Below are 23,366 nucleotides of genomic sequence, written 5' to 3'. Positions count from 1 at the left end.
CGCCCCGCTCGGCCTGGAGGAACCCACAAGGCTCCGGCGCCCCGCCCTTCGGAAGCCCGCACAAGGGGCCCCGGCCCGTTCCCATTAGGCTGGCCCCGTGAAGGTCCTTGTCATCGGCGGCGGCGCCCGCGAACACGCCCTGTGCCGTTCCCTGTCCCTCGACCCCGACGTGACCGCGCTGCACTGCGCACCCGGCAACGCCGGTATCGCCGAGGTCGCCGAACTGCACCAGGTCGACGCCCTCGACGGCGCGGCCGTCACCGCGCTGGCCGAACGCCTCGGTGCCGAACTGGTCGTGGTCGGCCCGGAGGCACCCCTGGTCGCCGGGGTCGCCGACGCCGTGCGCGGGGCCGGCATCCCGGTCTTCGGCCCCTCCGGGGAGGCCGCGCGGCTGGAGGGCTCCAAGGCCTTCGCCAAGGACGTGATGGCAGGCGCCGGCGTCCCCACCGCCCGCTCGTACGTCTGCGCCACCCCGGCCGAGGTCGACGCGGCCCTCGACGCCTTCGGCGCCCCGTACGTCGTCAAGGACGACGGGCTGGCCGCCGGCAAGGGCGTCGTCGTCACCGGTGACATCGAGGCGGCCCGGTCGCACGCCGCGGCCTGCGACCGCGTCGTCATCGAGGAGTTCCTGGACGGCCCCGAGGTCTCCCTCTTCGCCATCACCGACGGCGACAACGTCCGCCCGCTCCAGCCCGCCCAGGACTTCAAGCGCGCCCTCGACGGCGACGAGGGCCCCAACACCGGCGGCATGGGCGCCTACTCGCCGCTGCCGTGGGCCGACCCCAAGCTGGTCGACGAGGTCGTGGAGAGCGTGCTCCAGCCGACCGTCGACGAGATGCGCCGGCGCGGCACCCCGTTCTCCGGGCTCCTCTACGCCGGTCTGGCGATCACCTCGCGAGGCGTCCGCGTGATCGAGTTCAACGCCCGCTTCGGCGACCCCGAGACCCAGGTCGTGCTGGCCCGCCTGCGGACCCCGCTGGCCGGTCTTCTGATGGCCGCCGCCACCGGCAACCTCGCCGACCTGGAGCCGCTGCGCTGGAGCGACGACGCGGCCGTCACCGTGGTCGTGGCCTCCCACAACTACCCCGGCACCCCGCGCACCGGCGACCCGATCACCGGCCTCGCCGAGGTGGCCGGCCAGGACGCCCCGCACGCCTACGTCCTGCACGCCGGCACCCGCGCCGAGGGCGACGCCGTCGTCAGCGCCGGTGGCCGCGTCCTGTCCGTCACGGCCACCGGCACGGACCTCACCGAGGCCCGCAACCGCGCCTACCGGGCCGTCGCCCGCATCGGCCTCGACGGCTCGCAGCACCGTACGGACATCGCCGCGAAGGCCGCCGCGGGCGCCTGACCGGCCCCGCGGGACCCGCCCGCGCACCGCAACCCCACAGGCCCCGGATCCGTCCCAGGAACCGGGGCCTGATCCTTGCAATCCGTCATCCACCTTTCCCCAAAGCCATTCCATCGAGTGACCGATAGCCCATACGGCTGACGGGCACGAAGGCCCCAACTATGGTGCCGCGCAAGCGTTCCGGCACATGGCCCACCGACATTGCGATGTCAGTGGCGGGTGCCACAGTGGGGGAGTGAGCACCAGCAGCAGAGCAGTGGACGAGCCAGGACAGACAGGACGTCGATGAGGGGGTGAGGTCCGGCCGTGACCGGTACCGGTGGTGAGGAGATGGGCGCGCGGGCCGCGCGTTCCCGGGCGTTGGCCGTGCTGCGCGTCCGCAGTCGCGCGCTGGCCGTCGCCCTGTTGCCCGCTGCCCTCGCCGTGATCCTGCTCGTGGGCGGCTCCACCGGGCGCCTGGTGGGCGCGGGCTGGGACGCCGCCCGCTGGGCCGTGTCCGTCCTCGCGCTGCTCGTGCTGGTGGCCGCGGCCGGAGTGGCCCTCGTCGTGGCCCGCTCCCGGCCCGCCGTCACCCCCACCGTCACGATCGCCGAGGAGTCGGCGCCGGACCTCTACCGGATGGTGCGCGACCTGGCCGACCGGCTCGACGTGCCCGCCCCCTCCGCGATAGCGCTCACGCCGGACTGCGACAGCTGGCTGGAGGACCGCACCCACCCGGCCCACGGACCGCCCCCGGCGGCGGAGCGCGACGACCCGGCCGTCCCGGGCGGCCCCGCCCGCCCCCGCGGCGCCGGCGCCACCGCGCCCGTCCTCGTCATCGGCTCGCCCTTCCTGTGGTGGATGCGCGTGGGTGAGCTGCGCGCCGTCCTCGCCCCGGTCGTCGCCGGTACGGGACCCTCGGCGCACCCCGACATAGCCGCCGCCCGCCGTTTCATACGCGGCCTGGACGCCGCGGTGGCCGTGGCCTCGGCGGACCGGCGCGACCCGCTGTCCCGGGCGGCGTGCGCGGGCCTGGGCCGGGTGTCCCGGCTGCTGCTGCGCGGCTGTCGCGTGCACGCGGCCGAGATGGAGCGCGGCGTCGCGTCGGCGGCGGCCGAGCGTGCACAGGCTGTGGACTACGGTCTGCGGATCGTCGCCCAGGAGCAGGTCGGGCTCGCCTACGCGGGCTGGGACCGGCTGCTGACCCGGGTGGCGCTGCCCGCCTGGCGGATGGGCCGCTGGCCCTCCCGGCTGGACGTGGGCGTCGTCGCCGCCCTTACCGAGCTGTCCCGCCGCGACCGCCTGGCCGAGGGTTTCGCCTCGCGCCTGGGGGAGCGCCCCGCCTGCGACCTGCTGGAGGAGCCCGGCGCGATGGACGAGGCGGTCTCACTGCTCACCGCGCGCCTCTTCCACGGCGGGCCCGAGACCGGCCCGGACTGGTCGCCGGTGGACTGGGACGAGTATCCCGAGGAGGTCGTGGACCGCACTTGGCGCACGGACGCGGCCCGCCTCCACCGCGTCCTGGACACCCTGGGCGTCCGCCGCGCCGCCGAGGGCGCCGCACCGGGCACCGAGGGCCCGACCCTGGCCCGCGTCCTGGACCACCTCACGACGGACACCGCGACGCCCGCCGACGACCCCCGGGCCACCGGGGACAGGGACGCACCCGACACGGCGACCGCCCCGGCCGCCCCGGAAACCGACCCGCACCCGCCTGCCACCGGCCTCGCACACCCCGAGGACGACGACGATCTGGCGGGCACTACCACGCGCGGAGCCGCCCTCGCCGCCGGACTCAGTGCCCAGCTGGCCCGCGAGGAGGCCGCCGCACAGCCCACCGGAGCCGGCGCCGGAGCCGGAGCCGCCTCCACCCCCTCGGCGACCGCCGTCGGACCCGACGCCGCCCTCTGGGACGACCGCGCGCTCCCCCTCTTCCCCCTGCAACCCCCGCGCACCGGCCGCGAGATCCTCACCGCGCACATCACCGCGATGGTGTGCTGCGCGGCGATGGACACCGCGGGCGCGGCCCCGGGCCTCGACTGGCTGGACGGGCCGTCGCTCCTGTTCGACGGGGCCCGCGCCGCCGACCTGGCCCCCAGCGTGCTCAGCCTGGTCGAGTCCGGCGACCCGGGCCCCCTGCGCGCCTGGATGACCGACCTGGGCATACGCCCGGAGAAGCCGGTGCGCCTGGTCTGACGCGGCCGGACGGGACCCTGCCGCCGAATCGGATCCCCCAATTCCACTTTCGGCCACTTCGCAACGAACAGTGACCGCACGCGTGCGACATGTGATGTGCTGGGACCGAATCGAGCACATGGCAAGGGCGTTCGTCATACGCATGACCACGGGGGCACGAGGGAGGGGGCGGTCCCATGGGGTCCGAGCAGATCCGCCGCTGGGAGTCGGGAGCACTCGCGCACGCCGTGACGGACCCCTTCGGACAGGGGCCCCTCCCGTGGCTGCGCGGCGGCGAGACGTACTTCGGCGACACCGGCCAGGTCGTCGCCTGGTACGCGGACCAGGACACCGTCCCCGCCCAGCGCGGCGGCCCGCGCGCCGCCGACGACGTCCGCCGCCAGATCAAGGGCTTCACCGCCACCGGCGCCGCCGCCCCCGGCGAGGCCATCGACTTCCACATCACCGTCGACCCGCCGCAGCAGTTCAGTGTCGACGTCTACCGGATCGGCCACTACGGCGGTGACGGCGCCGCCAAGATCACCACCAGCCCCCGCCTGTCCGGCATGGTCCAGCCCCCGCCGCTCACCGCCGACCGCACGGTCTCCTGCCACCACTGGTGGCTGTCCTGGCGGCTCCAGATCCCGTCGTACTGGAGCATCGGCGCCTACGTCGCCGTCCTCACCACCGCCGACGGCCACCGCTCCCACGTCCCCTTCACGGTCCGCGACAGCCACCCGGCCGACCTGCTGCTCCTGCTGCCGGACATCACCTGGCAGGCGTACAACCTGTACCCGGAGGACGGCCGCACCGGAGCCAGCCTCTACCACGCCTGGGACGAGGAGGGCCGGCTGCTCGGCGAGGCGGACGCCGCCACGACCGTCTCCTTCGACCGGCCCTACGCGGGCGCGGGGCTGCCGCTGCACGTCGGCCACGCCTACGACTTCATCCGCTTCGCCGAGCGCTACGGCTACGACCTCGCCTACGCCGACGCCCGCGACCTGCACTCCGGCCGGATCGACCCGTCCCGCTACCGGGGCCTGGTCTTCCCCGGCCACGACGAGTACTGGTCCGCCGCCATGCGCCGCACCACGGAACTCGCCCGCGAGCGGGGCACGTCCCTGGTCTTCCTCTCCGCCAACACCATGTACTGGCAGGTGGACCTGGCCCCGTCGCCGTCCAGCGCCCCCGACCGCCTGCTGACCTGCCGCAAGCGCCGAGGCCCGGGCCGGCCGGCGCTGTGGCGGGAGATCGACCGCCCCGAGCAGCAGCTGCTCGGCATCCAGTACGCCGGCCGCGTCCCCGAACCGCACCCGATGATCGTCCGCAACGCCGGTCACTGGCTCTGGGAGGCCACCGGCGCCCACGAGGGCGACCCGATCGAGGACCTGGTGGCGGGCGAGGCCGACCGCTACTTCCCGCGCACCGCGCTCCCCGCGCACGACGAGCGGGTCCTGCTCGCCCACTCCCCGTACACCGACGCGCACGGCGCCCGGCGCCACCAGGAGACCTCGCTGTACCGGGCCCCGTCGGGCGCCTGGGTCTTCGCGTCCGGGACGTTCGCGTGGTCCCCGGCCCTGGACCGCCCCGGCCACGTCGACCCACGCGTCCAGCGCGCCACCGCCAACCTCCTGGACCGCATCTGCAAACGGGACTGACCCACCCCCGGGCCCGACCCGCCGTCCCCGATCCCCCGCCCGTCAGGGACAATCGAGCCATTGGACAGAACCACGGGGAGGAACCGTGTCCGGATTCGTTGAAAAGCCCGAGCCGATCCAGGTTCCGGGTCTGGTGCACCTGCACACCGGCAAGGTGCGCGAGCTGTACCGGAACGAGGCGGGCGACCTCGTGATGGTCGCCAGCGACCGCATCTCCGCCTACGACTGGGTGCTGCCGACCGAGATCCCGGACAAGGGCCGGGTCCTCACCCAGCTCTCCCTGTGGTGGTTCGACCAGCTCGCCGACCTGGCCCCCAACCACGTCCTGAGCACCGAGCTGCCCCCCGGCGCCCCCGCCGACTGGGAGGGCCGCGCCCTGGTCTGCAAGTCGCTGCGGATGGTCCCCGTGGAGTGCGTGGCCCGCGGCTACCTCACCGGCTCCGGGCTCGCGGAGTACGACCAGACCCGCACCGTCTGCGGCCTCGCCCTCCCCGAGGGCCTCGTCGACGGCTCGGAGCTGCCCGCCCCGATCTTCACCCCGGCCACCAAGGCCGAGGTCGGCGAGCACGACGAGAACGTCTCCTACGAGGAGGTCGCCCGCCAGGTCGGGGCGGACACCGCCGTCGCCCTGCGCCAGGCCACCCTCGCCGTCTACTCCCGCGCCCGCGACATCGCCCGCGAGCGCGGCATCGTCCTCGCGGACACCAAGTTCGAGTTCGGCTTCGACGGGGACGACCTGGTCCTCGCCGACGAGGTCCTCACCCCGGACTCGTCCCGGTTCTGGCCGGCCGACCAGTGGCAGCCGGGCCGCGCGCAGCCGTCGTACGACAAGCAGTTCGTGCGGGACTGGCTGACCTCGGCGGAGTCCGGCTGGGATCGCGGGAGCGAGCAGCCCCCGCCGCCGCTGCCGCAGCAGGTCGTGGACGCCACCCGCGCCAAGTACGTCGAGGCGTACGAACTCCTGACCGGCCTGAGCTGGTCGTAGCGGCCGCGGCCCCGCGGACACGAAGAAGCCCCCGGCCGGAGCCGGGGGCTTCTCACACGGAGCGAACGACGAGGTTCGAACTCGCGACCTCAACCTTGGCAAGGTTGCGCTCTACCAACTGAGCTACGTTCGCACTGCGCCGTGGCGCGTCAGCCACTATACCCAACCCCGCTCCCGTGCGAGGCGCACCGCCGCGTGCCGGTTCTCCGCCCCGAGCTTGCCGGCGGCCGAGGACAGGTAGTTCCGCACGGTCCCCTCGGCGAGCGCGGCGCGCTCCGCGATCTCCGATACGGGCGCGCCGTCGGCGGCGTGTTCCAGTACTTCCGTCTCGCGCGCGGTCAGCGGCGAGTCCCCGGCGGAGATCGCGTCGGCGGCCAACTCGGGGTCGACGTAACGGTTTCCGGCGTGCACCGTGCGGATCAGTTCGGCGAGCCGCTGGGCGCTGGTCGTCTTGGGCACGAACCCGCGCACCCCCGCCGCGAGCGCCCGTTTCAGGTGCCCGGGCCGGCCGTGACTGGTCACGATCAGCACCTTGCAGGCGGGCAGCTCGGCCCGCAGCGATGTGGCGACCTTCACACCGTCGGCGCCGGGCATCTGCAGATCCAGTACGGCGACGTCCGGCGCGTGGGCCCGCGCCATCGCCAGGGCCTCGGGACCGGTGGCCGCCTCGGCGACCACGACGAGGTCGTCCTCCAGGGACAGCAGGGCGGCCAGGGCGCCGCGGATGAGGTGCTCGTCGTCGGCGAGCAGCACCCGCACCGGGGTGGTCGTCACGGCGCCACCTCCCGCGCGGCCGGGGTGTGCGGGGGCAGCGGCACCTCGGCCGTCACCCGGAACACGCCCTTGCGCACGGTCCCCGCCTCCAGCGTCCCGTCCACCACGGACAGCCGCTCCCGCAGCCCGGCCAGCCCGGAACCGCCGGTCCCGGCGGGCGCGTCCGCGTCCGCCGAGGGGCCGGTCCCCTCCAGGACTCCGTCGTTCTCCACCGTCAGCACTACCCGCCCTTCCGACATCCGCACCGCCACGGCCACCCTCTTGGCGTCCCCGTGCCGCAGCACGTTCGTGGTCGCCTCCCGCACCACCCAGCCCAGCGCCGACTGCACCTCGGCGGGCAGCCCGGCCGTCCCGCCGGTGACCTCCGCCACGATGCCCGCCGCCGAGAGCACGCCCCGGGCACCGGCCAGCTCGACCTCCAGGTCGACCTCCCGGTAGCCGCGTACGACGTCCCGGACCTCGCGCTGCGACTCCTGCGCGATGCGCTGCGCCTCGATCATCTGCTCCACCGCCTCCGGCCGCCCGCGCCGGGACAGCTGGACGGCCAGTTCGCTCTTGAGCGCGATCACCGCCAGGTTCCTCCCCATCACGTCGTGCAGGTCCCGGCCGAACCGCAGCCGCTCCTCGGCGACCGCGAGCCGGGCCCGGGTCTCCTTGGCGTCGTCGAGCGCGTAGACCGCCTTGAGCAGCCAGACGGAGAACACCGCGGTGAAGGCGAGGAACGCGCCGCCCACCACCAGCGCGCACGCCGTGATCAGCGCGCTGATCCAGGACAGGCCCAGCGCGAACGCCACGACACCTCCGCCCGCCGCGAAGCCGACGACCAGGCCCATGACGCGCCGCCGCTGGTCGTGCACACCGAGGGCCAGCACGCCGACGCCGAAGCCCTGCACTCCCACGAAGACACCGAGGGCCGCGGAGTCGACCTCCGCGCCCCGGGGTCCGTGCTCCACCAGAGCGACCGCGGCGATCGCGAGGAGGGCGGTGACCGCGCCGAGCGTCCACAGCCGCCGTACCGGCCGCGGCCGGCGGCCGAGGGTCCAGTCCAGGGCCCGTGAAGCGGTCGCCATGCACACCGCGGCGTGCGCGACGACCATCAGGGAGAGCACGGTCGCGAGCCCCGGCCCCACCTGGCCGTAGGTCGACAGGCCGATGCCGCCGATCTCGCACACCCCGAAGAAGTGGAACGACCACCGCGTGTACGTCTCCACCTTCTCCGGCGTGTTCTTCCGCCGCCACCATCCGCCTGGCCTGCGCATCCGCCCGCCGCTCCCGCTCATCCCGTACGTCTCGCCCGTCCCGTACGTCAGTGCCGTGGCTCCCAGCGGAACCACCGTCGTACAGCAAACACCGCGACCACGGTCCAGGCCACCGCCGTCACCACGGCGCCCAGTGCCTCGCCGCCCGACAGGTCGCCGGTCCAGCCGCCGCGCACCAGGGTGATCACCGGCGTCATCGGCAGCAGCTCGCAGACGGCGGCCAGGCGGTCGGGGAGCAGCTCCAGCGGGACGAACATGCCGGAGCCGAGCATCGAGACGAACATGAACGGCAGCGGCGTGACCTGCGCGCTCTCCCCGGTCCTGGTGAAGCTCGCGGTGACCCCGGCGAGCGCGGCGCACAGCACCAGGCCGAGCAGCAGCCCGAGGACGGAGAGGTGGACCGCGGACGGCGCGGACAGGTCGAGCAGTACGGCGCAGCCCACGGCGAGCAGCAGGGACTGCACGAGCCCGCTGAGCAGGGCGGGCGTCGCGGATCCGGCGAGGATCTCCACGTCGCGCAGTTCGCCGGTGCGCAGCCGCTTGAGGACGAGTTCCTCGCGGCGGACGACGAAGACGCCGACGAGGGCCGAGTAGACGGCGAACAGCAGGGAGAAGCCGATCGCGGCGGGCAGGACCAGCGTGCCGGTGGTCAGTCCGGCCCCGGCGAGGTCCATCTCCTTGGCCGCCGACTTCACGCTGAGCGGCAGCACGAGCGGCACGAACAGCGCGGCGAAGAGGGTGCCCTTGTTCCGTCCGAGCAGGGTCAGTTCGGCGCGGGCGAGGGCGGTCATGCGCGTCCTCGGCGTGCTGACCGGGGGCTTCACGGCGGGTGCCGCGGCGTCCTTCGTACTGATGGCGCTCATGTCGCGTACTCCTTCGTCGTCTCCGGAGCCGTTCCGTCGGACGCCCCGTCGGCGGTCCTCGCGGACACCTCTTTGGCGATGCTCAGGAAGGCTTCTTCGAGGGAGGCCGAGCGGACGTCCAGGCGGCGCAGTTCGACTCCGGCCTGGCCGGCCCACACCAGCAGGCCGGTGGCCGCGCGCTGGAGTTCGCGGGTGCGCAGCTTCACCATCCGGCCCTCGACCTCGTGGCCGCTGACTCCCATGCCGTCGAGCGGCGGCAGGTCGCCGACGAAGTAGCCCGCGGGCAGTTCGAAGGAGATCCGGGACGGCTGTGCGGCGGTCACCTCGGCCGGGGTGCCGGTGGCGGCGATCCGGCCCTCGTGCATGATCGCGAGCCGGTCGGCGAGGTTCTCGGCCTCTTCGAGGTAGTGCGTGGTCAGCAGCACGGTCGTGCCCTGCTCCTGCAGGGCGCTCACCAACTCCCAGGTGTCCCGGCGGCCTTCGGCGTCCAGTCCGGTGCTGGGCTCGTCGAGGAAGAGCACCTCGGGGTCGCCGAGCAGCGCGAGCGCCAGGTCGAGCCGGCGCCGCTGGCCCCCGGAGAGCTGCTTCACGCGGGTGTCGGTCTTCGACTCCAGTCCGACCAGCTCCAGGACCTCGGCCGGCGGACGGGCGCCGCTCACGCACCCCGCCCACATGCGGGCCGTCTCGGCGACGGTCAGCTCGGAGGGGAAACCGCCCTCCTGGAGCATGACCCCGGTGCGGGGGCGTACGGCGGCCCGCTCGGTGTAGGGGTCGTGCCCGAGGACGCGCACCCGGCCGCCGGCCGGGGCGGCGAGCCCTTCCAGCAGTTCGACCGTTGAGGTCTTGCCGGCGCCGTTGGTGCCCAGCAGCGCGAAGACCTCGCCGCGGCGCACGGAGAAGTCGATACCGCGCACGGCCTCGAACCCGCCCCCGTACACCCGCCGCAGGTCGGTGACCTCAATCACGTGTTCGTGTCCGTTGGTTTGCATGCTTCAAGCCTTCCGGGCATCCGGGCCGCGTAACAGTGCGGGCCGTCATCACCGGACATGACAAATGTCAGAGGGGGTGGGGCCGGGGTCGCCGGGCGCACGAAAAGACCCCGGTCCGTGGAGGACCGGGGTCTGATTCCCGAGCGGACGACGAGGCTCGAACTCGCGACCTCAACCTTGGCAAGGTTGCGCTCTACCAACTGAGCTACGTCCGCATTGCCGCCGACCGGCCTTCACCGATCGGTGCGAGCACCAGCCTACCTGATCCAATCGGGTCATCGGTACGGCGATGCAGAGCGGGTGACAGGAATTGCACACTGCGCCTTCCCCCTGGAAGGGGGATGTTCTACTACTGAACTACACCCGCATGTTCCGTGAGCCGGGCCCTGCGGCCTCGCCCCTCGGCGTGCTCCAGACTTTAGCTGATCACCCGGGGTGCCGCGCAAGTCGGTTGCCGCGAGGGGCGACTGAGCGGCCGTCGGCCGCCGCCGGGCTCACCGGGCCGCGGCGAACGCCTCGTACACCTTCTTCGGGATCCGGCCCCGCGCGGGCACGTCCATCTTGTTGGCCTGGGCCCAGGCGCGGACCGCCGCCGGGTCCGGCGCGACCTCCGTCTGCCGGTACGCCTTGCCGGACCTCGACCGCTTGCGGCCGGCCGACACGTACGGCTCCAGGGCCTTGCGCAGTTTCCGGGCATTGGTTTCGTTCAGGTCGATCTCGTACATCCGGCCGTCCACACCGAAGGCGATCGTCTCCGCCGCTTCCGAGCCGTCGATGTCGTCAAAGAGAGTGACCACGACACGCTGCGCCACGAATATCGGTCCCTTCGTGCGGCATCTCCGCGATGACGTGCCAAGACGCCGCGATGATGCCGACTGTTCGCCTGTAATTGGGCAAAGTATCGGCTAATGACATTTCATTTGTACAGTGCCCGGCATTGCAATGTGAAGCCCGACTAAATCTCTTGGCGTGTCCGCCGCGCAATAGGTGTCCGGGTTCGATCCGGGATCTTTCCCGAAGCTTTTCGCGGACGTCCCCCGCCGATGCCCAATCGTGATCGGGCTCACGTAGTTTCCTCCAAGGCTACGCGCGTAGAAATTTTGTACGGGTAGTCTGATGGAACCTGCTCAGCACCACACACCGGGAGTGCCAGTGGCACGCGTCGTAGTCGACGTCATGCTCAAGCCGGAGATCCTCGACCCCCAGGGCCAGGCGGTGCAGCGCGCACTGCCGCGGCTGGGTTTCGAAGGGATCTCGGACGTCCGCCAGGGAAAGCGATTCGAACTGGAAGTGGACGGGCCCGTCGACGACGCGGCCCTCGCCCGCATCCATGATCTTGCGGAATCCTTCCTCGCCAACACCGTGATCGAGGACTTCACCGTCAAGGTCGAGTCGGAAGACGCAGTCGCGGGGGCCGTGAAGTGACCGCTCGTATTGGCGTCGTCACTTTCCCCGGCAGTCTCGACGACAGGGACACGCAGCGCGCGATCCGCGTCGCCGGCGCCGAACCCGTCGCCCTCTGGCACAAGGACAAGGACCTCAAGCAGGTCGACGCCGTGGTGCTCTGCGGTGGTTTCTCTTACGGCGACTATCTGCGGGCCGGCGCCATCGCGCGTTTCTCGCCGGTGATGGACACCGTCATCGACCAGGCGAAGGCCGGTCTTCCGGTACTGGGCATCTGCAACGGGTTCCAGATCCTCACGGAGGCCCACCTGCTGCCCGGCGGCATGCTCGGCAATGACCACCTGCACTTCATCTGCCGCGACCAGAAGCTGCGGGTGGAGAACGCGGGCACGGCCTGGACCAGCGACTACACCGCCGGCCAGGAGATCCACATCCCGCTGAAGAACATGGACGGGCGGTACGTCGCCGACCAGCGGACGCTGGACGAGCTGGAGGCCGAGGGCCGGGTCGCGTTCCGTTACGTCGACTTCAACCCGAACGGCTCGCTCAACGACATCGCGGGCATCACCAACGCCGCGGGCAACGTCGTCGGCCTCATGCCGCACCCCGAGCACGCCGTCGAGCCGCTGATCGGCACCGGCCGCACCGACGGCCTCCCGTTCTTCACCTCGATCCTCAAGAAGCTGGTCAACGCATGAGCCGGACGCCTCTGGACACGGTCGAGCACGCGACCGCGACCCCCGACGTCGAGCTGCCCTGGGCCGAGCTGGGCCTGAAGAAGGACGAGTACGAGCGGGTGGTGGAGATCCTCGGCCGCCGCCCGACCGGCGCGGAACTCGCCATGTACTCCGTCATGTGGTCCGAGCACTGCTCGTACAAGAGCAGCAAGGTCCACCTGCGCCAGTTCGGCGAGAAGGCCCCCCAGTCCGACGCGATGCTCGTCGGCATCGGCGAGAACGCCGGTGTCGTCGACGTCGGCCAGGGCTACGCGGTCACCTTCAAGGTCGAGTCGCACAACCACCCGTCGTACGTGGAGCCCTACCAGGGCGCCGCGACCGGCGTCGGCGGCATCGTGCGCGACATCATCGCTATGGGCGCGCGTCCCATCGCCGTCGTGGACCCGCTGCGTTTCGGCGCCGCGGACCACCCCGACACCAAGCGCGTCCTGCCCGGCGTCGTCGCCGGCATCGGCGGCTACGGCAACTGCCTGGGCCTGCCCAACATCGGCGGCGAGGTCGTCTTCGACGCCTGCTACCAGGGCAACCCGCTGGTCAACGCCGGTGCCATCGGCGTCATGCGGCACGAGGACATCCACCTCGCCAAGGCGTCCGGCGCGGGCAACAAGGTCATCCTGTACGGCGCCCGCACCGGCGGCGACGGCATCGGCGGCGCGTCGATCCTGGCCTCCGAGACCTTCGACGACGCCAAGCCGTCCAAGCGCCCCGCGGTCCAGGTCGGCGACCCCTTCCAGGAGAAGCTCCTCATCGAGTGCACCCTGGAGGCGTTCAAGGAGAAGCTGGTCGTCGGCATCCAGGACCTCGGCGCGGCCGGCCTGTCCTGCGCCACCTCCGAGCTGGCCTCCAACGGCTCCGGCGGCATGCGCGTCACCCTGGACGACGTCCCCCTCCGTGACTCGACCCTCTCGCCCGAGGAAATCCTCATGAGCGAGTCGCAGGAACGCATGTGCGCGGTCGTCGAGCCGGAGAAGGTCGACCGCTTCCTGGAGATCTGCGACAAGTGGGACGTCATCGCCACCGTCATCGGTGAAGTCACCGACGGCGACCGCCTGGAGATCTACTGGCACGGCGGCAAGATCGTCGACGTCGACCCGCGCACCGTCGCCCACGACGGCCCGGTCTACGAGCGCCCCTACGCCCGCCCCGAGTGGCAGGACGCCCTCCAGGCCGACGACGCGAACAAGCTGCCCCGGCCGCAGTCGTCCGACGAGCTGAAGGACCAGGTCCTGAAGCTGGTCGGCTCGCCGAACCAGGCGTCCAAGCAGTGGATCACCCAGCAGTACGACCACTTCGTGCAGGGCAACACCGTCCTCGCCCAGCCCGAGGACTCGGGCATGATCCGCGTGGACGAGGAGTCCGGCCTCGGCGTCGCCATCGCCACCGACGGCAACGGCCGCTACGCCAAGCTCGACCCGTACACGGGCGCGCAGCTGGCCCTCGCGGAGGCGTACCGCAACGTCGCGACGACCGGCGCCAAGCCGCTCGCGGTCTCCGACTGCCTGAACTTCGGCTCGCCGGAGGACCCGGCGGTCATGTGGCAGTTCGCGGAGGCCGTGCGCGGCCTGGCCGACGGCTGCCTGCAGCTCGGCACCCCGGTGACCGGCGGCAACGTCTCGCTCTACAACCAGACGGGCGAGGCGGCCATCCACCCGACCCCGGTCGTGGCGGTCCTCGGCGTCATCGACGACGTGGCCCGGCGCACGCCGGTCGCCTTCCAGGAGGACGGCCAGCTGCTGTACCTCCTCGGCGACACGCGTGAGGAGTTCGGCGGCTCGGCCTGGTCCCAGGTGGTCCACGACCACCTCGGCGGCCTGCCGCCCAAGGTCGACCTGGAGCGCGAACGCCTCCTCGCCGAGATCCTGATCTCCGCCTCACGCGACGGCATGATCGACTCCGCGCACGACCTGTCCGACGGCGGTCTGGTGCAGGCGGTCGTGGAGTCGGCGCTGCTCGGCGGCAGGGGCGCGCGTCTGGTCGTACCGGACGGGCTCGACGCCTTCACCTTCCTCTTCTCGGAGTCGGCGGGCCGCGCGGTCGTCGCCGTCCCGCGTTCGGAGGAGGTCCGCTTCAACGACATGTGCGGCGCGCGCGGCCTGCCCGTCACCCGCGTCGGTGTCGTCGACGGCGACGCGGTGGAGGTCCAGGGCGAGTTCTCCCTCCCCCTGACCGACCTGCGCGAGGCCCACGAGGGGACGATCCCGGGGCTCCTCGCCTAGGAATCGCACCACGTGAAAGGGCCGTCCGGAATCTTCCGGGCGGCCCTTCCGCATGTCCCGGCCGCCGGGATACGGGGAGCAGGACCTTGCGCGAGATTACGTAGTTACGTAATCTCGAAGGAGTGGAGCAACTGGAACAACGCGTCGACGACCTCGAACGGCGGCTGGCGGCACTGGAGGAGGCCGGGGACCGACCGGCTCCCGGCCCGGGTGAGGGCGACTTCTGGGCCCTGGAGGGGCTGAAGGAGCAGCTCGCCGAGCTGGGAGCGGCCGACGGCGGCGTCCTGTTCACCGGTGCCGTCCGCCTCCCGACCGGGGAGCAGTACGGCTGGCAGCACGGCACGCTCACCGACGGCCTGATGGACGCCGACTGGGCGGAGAGCGCCGAGGTGTTCGCCGCGCTCGGCCATCCGGTACGGCTGCGGCTGCTGCGCGAGATCCTCGGCGGCCGGCGCACCGCGGCCGAACTGGCGGAGCTGGACGGCGTGGGCACGACCGGCCAGATCTACCACCACCTGCGCCAGCTCACCGGCGCCGGCTGGCTGCACGCCACCGGCCGGGGCCGCCACGAGGTGCCGCCGGGGCGGGTCGTACCGCTGCTGGTGGCGTTGTCGACGGCCCGGCACTGACCGGGACCATCACGAACCAGGGGGAACGATGTCCGTCCGCAAGCTCGCCATGCTCGTCTTCCGGCTGCTGCAAGTGGCCTTCCTGTGCGCGGTGGCCGCCAGCGTGCTGTTCGACCTGGACCACGCCTGGTGGTGGAACTTCCTGCCGCTGGTCCTGGCGTACGTCCTGATCACCGTGGTCAACCGCTGGGGCGGCGCCCCGGACGCCCCCGGCACCGCCCGCGAGCCCGTCGAGGTCGGCCCGCCCGTGACCGGCCGCTGGTCCGCGCTGAACAGCCCGGCCGACCGCACCCCGAGCCACGGCATCCACGCCTACGGGCAGACCTTCGCCATCGACCTCGTCGCCGAGCCGAAGCCCGGCGCCCGCCCCGGCTTCCGCGTGCTGTGGCCGATCGCCCGCCGCAACCGCGACTTCCCGGCGTTCGGCGCCCCGCTGCTCGCGGTGGCCGACGGCACCGTCGTCCGGGTCTCCGACACCCAGCGCGACCACCTGAGCCGCAACTCGCTGCCCGCGCTGCTGTACCTGATGATCCTGGAGGGCTCGGTCCGCGAGCTGGCCGGCGTCCGCCGCATCATCGGCAACCACGTCGTCATCGACCTCGGCGACGGCACCCACGCCCTGTACGCCCACGTCCAGCGCGGCTCCCTGGCCGTCCGCGAGGGCGACCGGGTCACCGCCGGGCAGGTCCTCGGCCGCTGCGGCAACTCCGGCAACTCCACCGAGCCGCACGTCCACTTCCAGCTGATGGACGGCCCCGACCCGGACACCGCCCGGGGCGTCCCCTTCACCTGGCGTGACATCGGCGTCCCGCGCAACGGCGAGGTCTTCGAGACCCCCTCAGCGACCGGCGCACCCGCATAGGCTCACCCCCATGCCGCCCGCCAGAAGACGCCCCCGCGCCTACGACCCCGCCCGCACCCGTGCCGCCGTCCTCGCTCAGTTCGGGAATGTGCGGGCGGCCGTCCGTAGTCTCACGGCCGAGCAGCTCGCGCTGCCGACCCGGCTCGGGGACTGGACCGTGCGGGAGCTGGTCGCGCATGTCGGGATGGCGTTGACCGCCGTGGACCGGCTGCTCGGCGAGCCCGAGCCCGTGCGGCAGGACGGGCGGCTGCTCGACTGGCCGTGCGCGATCGCCGCCGACGCGGACGCCATCGCCGCCACCGCCCGGCGCCTGGCCGCCGAGCACCCCGACCTCGACGCCCACCTCGCCGATGTCGAGCGGCGCTTCACCGAGCGCCTCGACACCCACCCGGGCAGCCGGCTGCTCCCCACCAGCGCGGGCGCGCTGCCGCTCGCCGACTACGTCGTCACCCGCACCGTCGAACTCGTCGTGCACACCGACGACCTCACCGCCGCCGTGCCCGGCCTTGACATCCCCCTCGACCGGCAGGCGCTGGCCGCCGCGACCCGGCTGCTCGCCGACGCGCTCGCCGTGAAGGCGCCCGGCGCCTCGACCGAGGTGCGGATCCCGCCGTACGCCGTCGTCCAGTGCGTCGAGGGCCCCCGGCACACCCGGGGCACCCCGCCCAACGTCGTCGAGACCGACCCGCTGACCTGGGTCCGGCTGGCCACCGGGCGGCTGACCTGGAAGGACGCCGTGGCCGAGGCGAAGCTGAGCGCGAGCGGCGAGCGGGCCGACCTGGGCGAGCTGCTGCCCCTGCTCGGCTGACCGGGCGACGGCCGCGAGGAGAGCGAGGGGAACCAGATCCTCCAGTCCTCCGTCGAATCGCCATGTACAGGCAGAAGCAGCAGCGAAGGAAGACCCTGACCGTGGCGGCCGTCGCCGCGCTCGTCCCGCTCGCCGCGGCCTGCGGCAGCGAGAAGGCGGACGACGGCAGCGCCTCCGTAGGCGCCGGAAAGCCCATCACCGGCGTGCAGTGGAGCATCGACAGCGTCACCGTCGACGGCACCACCCACAAGGCACCGGACGAGGCACGGGTCCGGATCGACGACGCCGGCGCGGCGGAGGGCAGCACCGGCTGCAACACCTTCAGCGCGCGCGCCGACGTCAAGGGCGAACGCGTCCGGCTCAGTGACGCCATGTTCACCGAGAAGGCCTGCGACAAGACGCCCGTCGAGTTCGAGAAGTCCCTCGGCCGCGCCCTCACCACCGGCACGCTCACCACCGAGAGCAAGGGCGACCGCCTGACGTTCACCACCTCCGGGGGCGACACCGTCAAGCTCAGCCGGGCGAAGGACGCGTCCCTGTACGGCACGAAGTGGACCGTGACCGACCCGGCCCAGCAGGACCGCGCCCACCTCACCTTCGACCCGGAGGCCAAGACCGTCTCCGGCCGCCTCCCCTGCAACCGCGTCAACGCCAAGGCCACCGTCAGCGACGGGCGTATCACCGTCAGCGCCCCTTCCACGACCCGAATGATGTGCGAAGGCTCACTCATGGACGCCGAGAAGCGGATGCTGAGCTTCCTCAAGGGTCCGGTCGATTACCGGATCGATCAGGAAACCCTCACCCTGACCAGCGAAGACGGGACGACCGTGCGAGCCGTGGCCGATCAGTGATCCACTGGTGAGCCGAAATCCCCAATTCGGACCAGTGGTCGATCTCGCCTACACTCGGTGGCGTGCCACGTGGTGACGGTCGACTCAATCACGATCTGCTTCCAGGCGAGAAGGGCCCCCAGGACGCATGCGGCGTCTTCGGTGTCTGGGCTCCTGGCGAAGAGGTCGCAAAGCTCTCCTACTTCGGGCTCTACGCCCTCCAGCATCGAGGCCAGGAATCCGCGGGTATCGCGGTAAGCAACGGTTCCCAGATCCTCGTCTTCAAGGACATGGGCCTGGTCTCCCAGGTCTTCGACGAGACCTCGCTCGGTTCGCTCCAGGGTCATATCGCGGTCGGTCACGCCCGCTACTCGACCACCGGTGCCTCCGTGTGGGAGAACGCCCAGCCGACGTTCCGTGCCACCGCGCAGGGTTCCATCGCGCTCGGGCACAACGGCAACCTCGTCAACACCGCCCAGCTCGCCGAGATGGTCGCCGACCTGCCCAAGCAGGACGGCCGCTCCACCCGGGTCGCGGCGACCAACGACACCGACCTGGTCACGGCCCTGCTCGCGGGCCAGGTGGACGACGACGGCAAGCCGCTGACCATCGAGGAGGCGGCCGGCAAGGTGCTGCCCCAGGTGCGCGGCGCCTTCTCCCTCGTCTTCATGGACGAGCACACCCTCTACGCCGCCCGTGACCCGCAGGGCATCCGCCCGCTGGTCCTCGGGCGGCTGGAGCGCGGCTGGGTGGTCGCCTCCGAGTCCGCCGCCCTCGACATCTGCGGCGCCAGCTACGTCCGGGAGATCGAGCCGGGCGAGTTCGTCGCCATCGACGAGAACGGCCTGCGCACTTCGCGATTCGCGGAAGCGAAGCCCAAGGGCTGCGTCTTCGAATACGTGTACCTGGCCCGCCCGGACACGGACATCGCCGGCCGCAACGTCTACCTCTCGCGCGTCGAGATGGGCCGCAAGCTGGCGAAGGAGGCCCCCGCCGAGGCCGACCTGGTCATAGCGACCCCGGAGTCCGGCACGCCCGCCGCCATCGGGTACGCCGAGGCCTCCGGCATCCCCTTCGGCAACGGCCTGGTCAAGAACGCCTACGTCGGCCGCACCTTCATCCAGCCCTCGCAGACCATCCGCCAGCTGGGCATCCGCCTGAAGCTGAACCCCCTGAAGGAAGTCATCAAGGGCAAGCGGCTGGTCGTCGTGGACGACTCCATCGTCCGCGGCAACACCCAGCGGGCCCTGGTCCGCATGCTCCGCGAGGCCGGCGCCGCCGAGGTCCACATCCGGATCTCGTCCCCGCCGGTGAAGTGGCCCTGCTTCTTCGGCATCGACTTCGCCACCCGCGCCGAGCTCATCGCCAACGGCATGAGTGTCGAGGAGATCGGCACCTCCATGGGCGCCGACTCCCTCGCCTACATCTCCATCGACGGCATGATCGAGGCGACCACCATCGCCAAGCCGAACCTGTGCCGTGCCTGCTTCGACGGCGAATACCCGATGGAGCTCCCCGACCCCGAGCTGCTCGGCAAGCAGCTCCTGGAGACCGAGCTGGCCGCCGGGCCCGCCGGTACGGCCGCCGCCGACGCCATCCGTCGCCCGTAGCCGTCCGTCCGCAATACCTGCCGTACGACACGAAGGTTCTCATCGTCATGCCTGACACAACTGGTGCCAGCTACGCAGCCGCGGGCGTCGACATCGAGGCGGGCGACCGCGCCGTCGAGCTCATGAAGGAATGGGTGAAGAAGACCCGCCGCCCCGAGGTCCTCGGCGGCATCGGCGGCTTCGCCGGGCTCTTCGACGCCTCCGCCCTCAAGAACTACGAGCGCCCCCTGCTCGCCTCCGCCACCGACGGCGTCGGCACCAAGGTCGACATCGCCCGCCAGCTGGGCGTCTACGACAGCATCGGCCACGACCTGGTCGCCATGGTCATGGACGACATCGTGGTGTGCGGCGCCGAGCCGCTCTTCATGACCGACTACATCTGCGTCGGCAAGGTCCACCCCGAGCGCGTCGCCGCGATCGTCAAGGGCATCGCCGAAGGGTGTGTCCTGGCCGGCTGTGCCCTGGTGGGCGGCGAGACCGCCGAGCACCCCGGCCTGCTCGGCGAGGACGACTTCGACGTCGCCGGCGCCGGTACGGGCGTCGTGGAGGCCGACCGGCTGCTCGGCCCCGATCGCATCCGTACGGGTGACGCGGTGATCGCCATGGCGTCCTCCGGGCTTCACTCGAACGGGTACTCGCTCGTCCGGCACGTCCTGCTGAACGAGGGCGGCCTCGCGCTCGACGCCCATCTGGACGGTTTGGGCCGCACCCTCGGCGAGGAACTGCTGGAGCCGACCAAGATCTACTCCCTGGACTGCCTGGCCCTCCTGCGCACCACCGAGGTCCACGCCTTCAGCCACGTCACCGGCGGCGGCCTCGCGGCCAACCTGGCCCGTGTGATCCCCGACGGACTGCACGCCGTCGTCGACCGCTCCACCTGGACCCCGGGCGCGATCTTCGACCTCGTCGGCCGCACCGGCCGGGTCGAGCGCCTGGAGCTGGAGAAGACCCTGAACATGGGCGTGGGCATGATCGCGATCGTGCCCGAGGAATCGACGGACGTGGCCCTGACGACCCTGGCCGACCGCGGCGTGGACGCCTGGGTGGCCGGCGAGATCACCGACCGCACGGACCACGAGACGGGCGCGGCACTGGTGGGCGACTACGCCGGCTGAGACCCCGCGGGTAGCACAGAACCCGGCCGGTGACATCCGTCACCGACCGGGAAGGTGCTCAGTGCAAGGTCAAGCGCCGCGTCGCTGTTGGCTCGGGGACTGGCCGTCCTCGTCCTCGTCGTCGTCCTCATAGAGGTCGGCGTACTTGGCGTACACGTCATCGTCTTGCTCATCGTCCTCGAATTGCTCGCCATTCGGCGGTTGCGAATTCGACGGCGATGCGCCCAGCTCCTCGGCCAGGCGGGAGAGATCAGTCCCACCGCTGTTGTACTTCAGCTGGCGGGCGACCTTCGTCTGCTTGGCCTTGGCCCGGCCGCGCCCCATGGCTCGACCCCCTCAACGACGGGGCTCGACGGCCCCAGAGTCTTGACACGCGTTCATGGTCCGGAACGGGCTCTCCGTGGAGAGACCGGTCCGTAGGGCTTCCACGGTACCTGAGCCCACGCCCATACGGTACGTCGCCCGCAGCACGTGGCCATCCCCAGGACCTTCGAGGCGCCCCGTCCTCGCTGGTCAACGGCGATTTTAACCACCTTTCGACGGTCGACCCGCCGGGATAAGTGAGAGTTCTCTCCAACTCCCCCCGACGGGTACCGGTCAAACCTGCGAGGGCCCTGCCCGATCACCGGAGGACCGCCGCGGGATCACCCCCGCGGGCGCGCCTCCGCCATCCGCTGCTCGGCGATCCGGTCGGCCGCGGCGGCCGGCGGAATACCGTCCTCATTCGCACGTGCGAATATGGCCAGCGTGGTGTCGAAGATCTTCGCCGCCTTCGCCTTGCACCGCTCGAAGTCGAAGCCGTGCAGCTCGTCGGCGACCTGGATGACACCGCCGGCGTTCACCACGTAGTCCGGCGCGTAGAGGATCCCGCGGTCGGCGAGGTCCTTCTCCACCCCCGGGTGGGCGAGCTGGTTGTTGGCGGCGCCGCACACCACCCGGGCGGTCAGCACCGGCACGGAGTCGTCGTCGAGCGCACCCCCGAGCGCGCAGGGGGCGTAGATGTCGAGGTTCTCCACCCGGATCAGCGCCTCGGTGTCGGCGACGGCGATCACCGAGGGGTGCCGCTCGGTGAGGGCCCGCACGACGTCCTTGCGCACGTCGGTGACGACCACGTGCGCGCCCTCGGCGAGCAGGTGCTCGACCAGGTGGTGACCGACCTTGCCGACGCCCGCGATGCCGACGGTGCGGTCGCGCAGCGTCGGGTCGCCCCACAGATGCTGGGCGGAGGCCCGCATGCCCTGGTAGACGCCGAAGGCGGTGAGTACGGAGGAGTCGCCGGCGCCGCCGTTGTCGGGGGAGCGCCCGGTGGTCCACTGGCACTCGCGGGCCACGACGTCCATGTCGGCCACGTAGGTGCCGACGTCGCACGCGGTGACGTACCGGCCGCCGAGCGAGGCGACGAACCGGCCGTAGGCGAGGAGCAGCTCCTCGCTCTTGATCAGCTCCGGGTCGCCGATGATCACGGCCTTGCCGCCACCGTGGTCGAGACCGGCCATGGCGTTCTTGTACGACATCCCGCGCGCGAGGTTCAGCGCGTCGGCGACGGCGTCCGCCTCGCTGGCGTACGGGTAGAAGCGGGTACCGCCGAGCGCGGGGCCCAGGGCGGTGTTGTGGAGGGCGATGACGGCCTTGAGGCCGCTGGCCCGGTCCTGGCAGAGCACGACTTGCTCATGACCCCCCTGGTCCGAGTGGAACAGGGTGTGCAGTACATCAGCAGGTGCGCCGGTTACGTCGGTCACGGTGGTGACTCCTGTGTAGGTTCGGCGGGTGGAGACCTGTCCCCGTGAGGGTGGCGGGGACTGTGGCACGAGATTAGAGCCTGACGGGGCCCCCTCGCCGCACCGTGCCCAGGATCACCTCCGCACGGAGTACGGGCGTGCGACGATTTGCTGAGGTTCCCGCGCGTTTGTGATCGGCTCCGGCAGGTTTTCGGTGCGGTGCGCGGGGGAGGGAGCAGGCGTGCCCAAGGTGTCCTCGGTGATCGTCCCCTACGCGGCGTACCTGCGTGTGTACGAACCGCTGGCCGCCTTCCGCGAGCCGGAGCGCGAGCACTGGGCCCGGTACGCCCGCCGCCCCGACCTGCCCTCCTACCAGGTGGAGCTGCGCCGCTCCCTGGCCGACCTGCTCCCCACCCCGCCGGTGGCGGTGCCGGTGCACGAGAGCGCCGACGCCTTCGTGGCGGAGGTCGACGGAGTGGTCTGCGTCTGCCCCTGGCGGACCCGGCTGCGCGGCTGGCAGGCCCTGGGAGAGCTGGCCGGGGACTTCCCGGAGCCCGTCCTGGACGCCCTGATCCCCCCGGTCGTACGCCGTGAGACCACGCAGGACTACGAGCGCTGGCTGGAGCGCAACCCCGACGCCCGCCCCTGGATCCGCACGGCCACCTGGCAGGTGCCGATCAACTGGTTCGTGCTGGTCTCCGACGCGGAGCGGGAGTACGACAAGGGCGGCGACGACCAGGGGCCGACCGCGCCGGTACTGCGCTACCGGACGCCGATGGTGCAGGCCCGGCGGCGGGTGGCCCGGGGGCTGCGGGCCCTGAAGGAGGCCGTGGACGAGGGTCCGCTGATCGACGGACTGATGGACGTCGGGCGCTGGCTGGAGGAATTCCACCCGCGCTCCCTCGTGGAGCTGGACTACGGCGGGCTCGTGCACGCCGTGCCGGCCGGGGAGCTGGAGGACGACCACTCCGCGGCGGACGTGGCCGAGGGGATCGAGGCGCTGCGCGACGGCGACCCGGCCACCGCGGGGGAGGCGTACGGGCGGCTGGTGGAGCGCTGGCGGTCGGTCCGGGACCGGCGCTCGGCGAACTGACGTTTGACGTACCGCCCGTTTTGAGGTTTCGTCTTCCGATCCGACACCCGTCACGGATGTGCTGATGCCTTGTCAACAAGGGACGTAGGTCCCGATCCGGGCATGTGCGTCAAGCGTGACGGACCGCACGTACATCACTCTTGCGCCCCTTCCCCCTCCTCATGCCAAAATAGGACAAGGAGCCCGGGGAGGGCTCCTTCCGTCCTGCTGTGATGCACTGTGGGCGGATTCTCAGCATTGCACGCTTTGGGGGGTCTCGTGACTCCTGATCGCCCTGTGACTGATCGTCACAGTGGCGTGACTGTCCGCTA

The 23,366-nt window shown here is 71.8% G+C and carries 21 protein-coding genes and 3 tRNA genes; 14 read left to right on the top strand and 10 right to left on the bottom strand.

Going from position 1 to position 23,366, the window contains the following annotated elements; genetic code table 11:
* Window positions 1-97 precede the first annotated feature (97 nt).
* From purD to ACFC1X_RS19480, 4 genes are all read left to right on the top strand, one after another.
* Window positions 98-1,351 (top strand): phosphoribosylamine--glycine ligase, encoded by a 1,254-nt coding sequence (purD, locus tag ACFC1X_RS19495; RefSeq protein WP_376355259.1) that lies wholly within the window; start codon window positions 98-100, stop codon window positions 1,349-1,351.
* Between the two features lie 306 nt (window positions 1,352-1,657).
* Window positions 1,658-3,526: a hypothetical protein gene (locus ACFC1X_RS19490; RefSeq protein WP_376355257.1), complete on the top strand. Its 1,869-nt coding sequence runs from the start codon at window positions 1,658-1,660 to the stop codon at window positions 3,524-3,526.
* A gap of 176 nt (window positions 3,527-3,702) precedes the next feature.
* Window positions 3,703-5,163: a N,N-dimethylformamidase beta subunit family domain-containing protein gene (locus tag ACFC1X_RS19485; protein WP_376355256.1), complete on the top strand. Its 1,461-nt coding sequence runs from the start codon at window positions 3,703-3,705 to the stop codon at window positions 5,161-5,163.
* 85 nt (window positions 5,164-5,248) lie between these two features.
* Window positions 5,249-6,148, top strand: coding sequence for a phosphoribosylaminoimidazolesuccinocarboxamide synthase (locus tag ACFC1X_RS19480; RefSeq protein WP_376355254.1), 900 nt, complete (start codon window positions 5,249-5,251; stop codon window positions 6,146-6,148).
* 60 nt (window positions 6,149-6,208) lie between these two features.
* On the opposite strand, the gene ACFC1X_RS19475 is transcribed toward ACFC1X_RS19480, so the two are convergent.
* From ACFC1X_RS19475 to ACFC1X_RS19440, 8 genes are all read right to left on the bottom strand, one after another.
* Window positions 6,209-6,281, bottom strand: a tRNA-Gly gene (locus tag ACFC1X_RS19475).
* Between the two features lie 23 nt (window positions 6,282-6,304).
* On the bottom strand, window positions 6,305-6,907 hold the full coding sequence (locus tag ACFC1X_RS19470) for a response regulator transcription factor (protein WP_122617087.1): 603 nt from the start codon (window positions 6,905-6,907) through the stop codon (window positions 6,305-6,307).
* Window positions 6,908-6,918: 11 nt separating this feature from the next.
* Window positions 6,919-8,181 carry a sensor histidine kinase gene (locus ACFC1X_RS19465; RefSeq protein ID WP_376355521.1) on the bottom strand — a complete coding sequence of 421 codons (1,263 nt, stop codon included), beginning with the start codon at window positions 8,179-8,181 and terminating at the stop codon, window positions 6,919-6,921.
* Between the two features lie 47 nt (window positions 8,182-8,228).
* The gene (locus tag ACFC1X_RS19460; protein WP_376355252.1) at window positions 8,229-9,044 is read right to left on the bottom strand and encodes an ABC transporter permease; all 816 of its coding nucleotides are present in this window, start codon (window positions 9,042-9,044) and stop codon (window positions 8,229-8,231) included.
* Window positions 9,041-10,033, bottom strand: coding sequence for an ABC transporter ATP-binding protein (locus tag ACFC1X_RS19455; protein WP_376355250.1), 993 nt, complete (start codon window positions 10,031-10,033; stop codon window positions 9,041-9,043). The genes ACFC1X_RS19460 and ACFC1X_RS19455 overlap by 4 nt, the downstream gene beginning before the upstream one ends.
* A 142-nt stretch (window positions 10,034-10,175) precedes the next feature.
* Window positions 10,176-10,248 (bottom strand) — tRNA-Gly (locus tag ACFC1X_RS19450).
* Between the two features lie 80 nt (window positions 10,249-10,328).
* Window positions 10,329-10,400 (bottom strand) — tRNA-Gly (locus ACFC1X_RS19445).
* 127 nt (window positions 10,401-10,527) lie between these two features.
* Window positions 10,528-10,845, bottom strand: a complete 318-nt coding sequence (locus tag ACFC1X_RS19440) for an Lsr2 family protein (RefSeq protein WP_064728688.1) — start codon at window positions 10,843-10,845, stop codon at window positions 10,528-10,530.
* Window positions 10,846-11,185: 340 nt separating this feature from the next.
* On the opposite strand from ACFC1X_RS19440, the gene purS reads away from it, so the two are divergent.
* The 9 genes from purS (at window position 11,186) to purM (ending at window position 20,244) form a co-directional block, all read left to right on the top strand.
* Window positions 11,186-11,458 (top strand): phosphoribosylformylglycinamidine synthase subunit PurS, encoded by a 273-nt coding sequence (gene purS, locus ACFC1X_RS19435; RefSeq protein WP_365643086.1) that lies wholly within the window; start codon window positions 11,186-11,188, stop codon window positions 11,456-11,458.
* Window positions 11,455-12,135, top strand: a complete 681-nt coding sequence (purQ, locus tag ACFC1X_RS19430; RefSeq protein ID WP_376355248.1) for a phosphoribosylformylglycinamidine synthase subunit PurQ — start codon at window positions 11,455-11,457, stop codon at window positions 12,133-12,135. Before purS ends, purQ begins: the two co-directional genes overlap by 4 nt.
* Window positions 12,132-14,390, top strand: a complete 2,259-nt coding sequence (gene purL, locus ACFC1X_RS19425; RefSeq protein WP_376355246.1) for a phosphoribosylformylglycinamidine synthase subunit PurL — start codon at window positions 12,132-12,134, stop codon at window positions 14,388-14,390. Before purQ ends, purL begins: the two co-directional genes overlap by 4 nt.
* Window positions 14,391-14,512: 122 nt before the next feature.
* Window positions 14,513-15,019, top strand: coding sequence for an ArsR/SmtB family transcription factor (locus ACFC1X_RS19420; RefSeq protein WP_376355244.1), 507 nt, complete (start codon window positions 14,513-14,515; stop codon window positions 15,017-15,019).
* A 28-nt stretch (window positions 15,020-15,047) separates the two neighbouring features.
* Window positions 15,048-15,881 carry a M23 family metallopeptidase gene (locus ACFC1X_RS19415; protein ID WP_376355242.1) on the top strand — a complete coding sequence of 278 codons (834 nt, stop codon included), beginning with the start codon at window positions 15,048-15,050 and terminating at the stop codon, window positions 15,879-15,881.
* A gap of 10 nt (window positions 15,882-15,891) precedes the next feature.
* Complete coding sequence (locus tag ACFC1X_RS19410) at window positions 15,892-16,689, top strand: sterol carrier family protein (RefSeq protein ID WP_376355240.1); 798 nt, start codon at window positions 15,892-15,894, stop codon at window positions 16,687-16,689.
* 62 nt (window positions 16,690-16,751) lie between these two features.
* Window positions 16,752-17,540 (top strand): META domain-containing protein, encoded by a 789-nt coding sequence (locus ACFC1X_RS19405; protein WP_376355238.1) that lies wholly within the window; start codon window positions 16,752-16,754, stop codon window positions 17,538-17,540.
* 62 nt (window positions 17,541-17,602) lie between these two features.
* Window positions 17,603-19,129, top strand: coding sequence for an amidophosphoribosyltransferase (purF, locus tag ACFC1X_RS19400; protein ID WP_376355236.1), 1,527 nt, complete (start codon window positions 17,603-17,605; stop codon window positions 19,127-19,129).
* A gap of 47 nt (window positions 19,130-19,176) precedes the next feature.
* Window positions 19,177-20,244, top strand: coding sequence for a phosphoribosylformylglycinamidine cyclo-ligase (gene purM, locus ACFC1X_RS19395; RefSeq protein WP_376355234.1), 1,068 nt, complete (start codon window positions 19,177-19,179; stop codon window positions 20,242-20,244).
* A gap of 69 nt (window positions 20,245-20,313) precedes the next feature.
* On the opposite strand, the gene ACFC1X_RS19390 is transcribed toward purM, so the two are convergent.
* Both ACFC1X_RS19390 and ACFC1X_RS19385 read right to left on the bottom strand, forming a co-directional pair.
* A complete protein-coding gene (locus ACFC1X_RS19390) occupies window positions 20,314-20,568 on the bottom strand; it encodes a DUF3073 domain-containing protein (RefSeq protein ID WP_003974884.1) in 255 nt (84 codons plus the stop codon).
* Window positions 20,569-20,888: 320 nt separating this feature from the next.
* The gene (locus ACFC1X_RS19385; RefSeq protein ID WP_376355231.1) at window positions 20,889-21,983 is read right to left on the bottom strand and encodes a Leu/Phe/Val dehydrogenase; all 1,095 of its coding nucleotides are present in this window, start codon (window positions 21,981-21,983) and stop codon (window positions 20,889-20,891) included.
* Between the two features lie 220 nt (window positions 21,984-22,203).
* Here ACFC1X_RS19385 and ACFC1X_RS19380 point away from each other — a divergent pair, with 220 nt between their 5' ends.
* Window positions 22,204-23,055: a hypothetical protein gene (locus tag ACFC1X_RS19380; protein ID WP_376355229.1), complete on the top strand. Its 852-nt coding sequence runs from the start codon at window positions 22,204-22,206 to the stop codon at window positions 23,053-23,055.
* Window positions 23,056-23,366 lie beyond the last annotated feature (311 nt).

It is taken from the genome of Streptomyces sp. NPDC056128, assembly GCF_042263835.1.
Lineage (GTDB): Bacteria > Actinomycetota > Actinomycetes > Streptomycetales > Streptomycetaceae > Streptomyces.
This window is presented reverse-complemented; position numbering and strand designations above follow the sequence as displayed.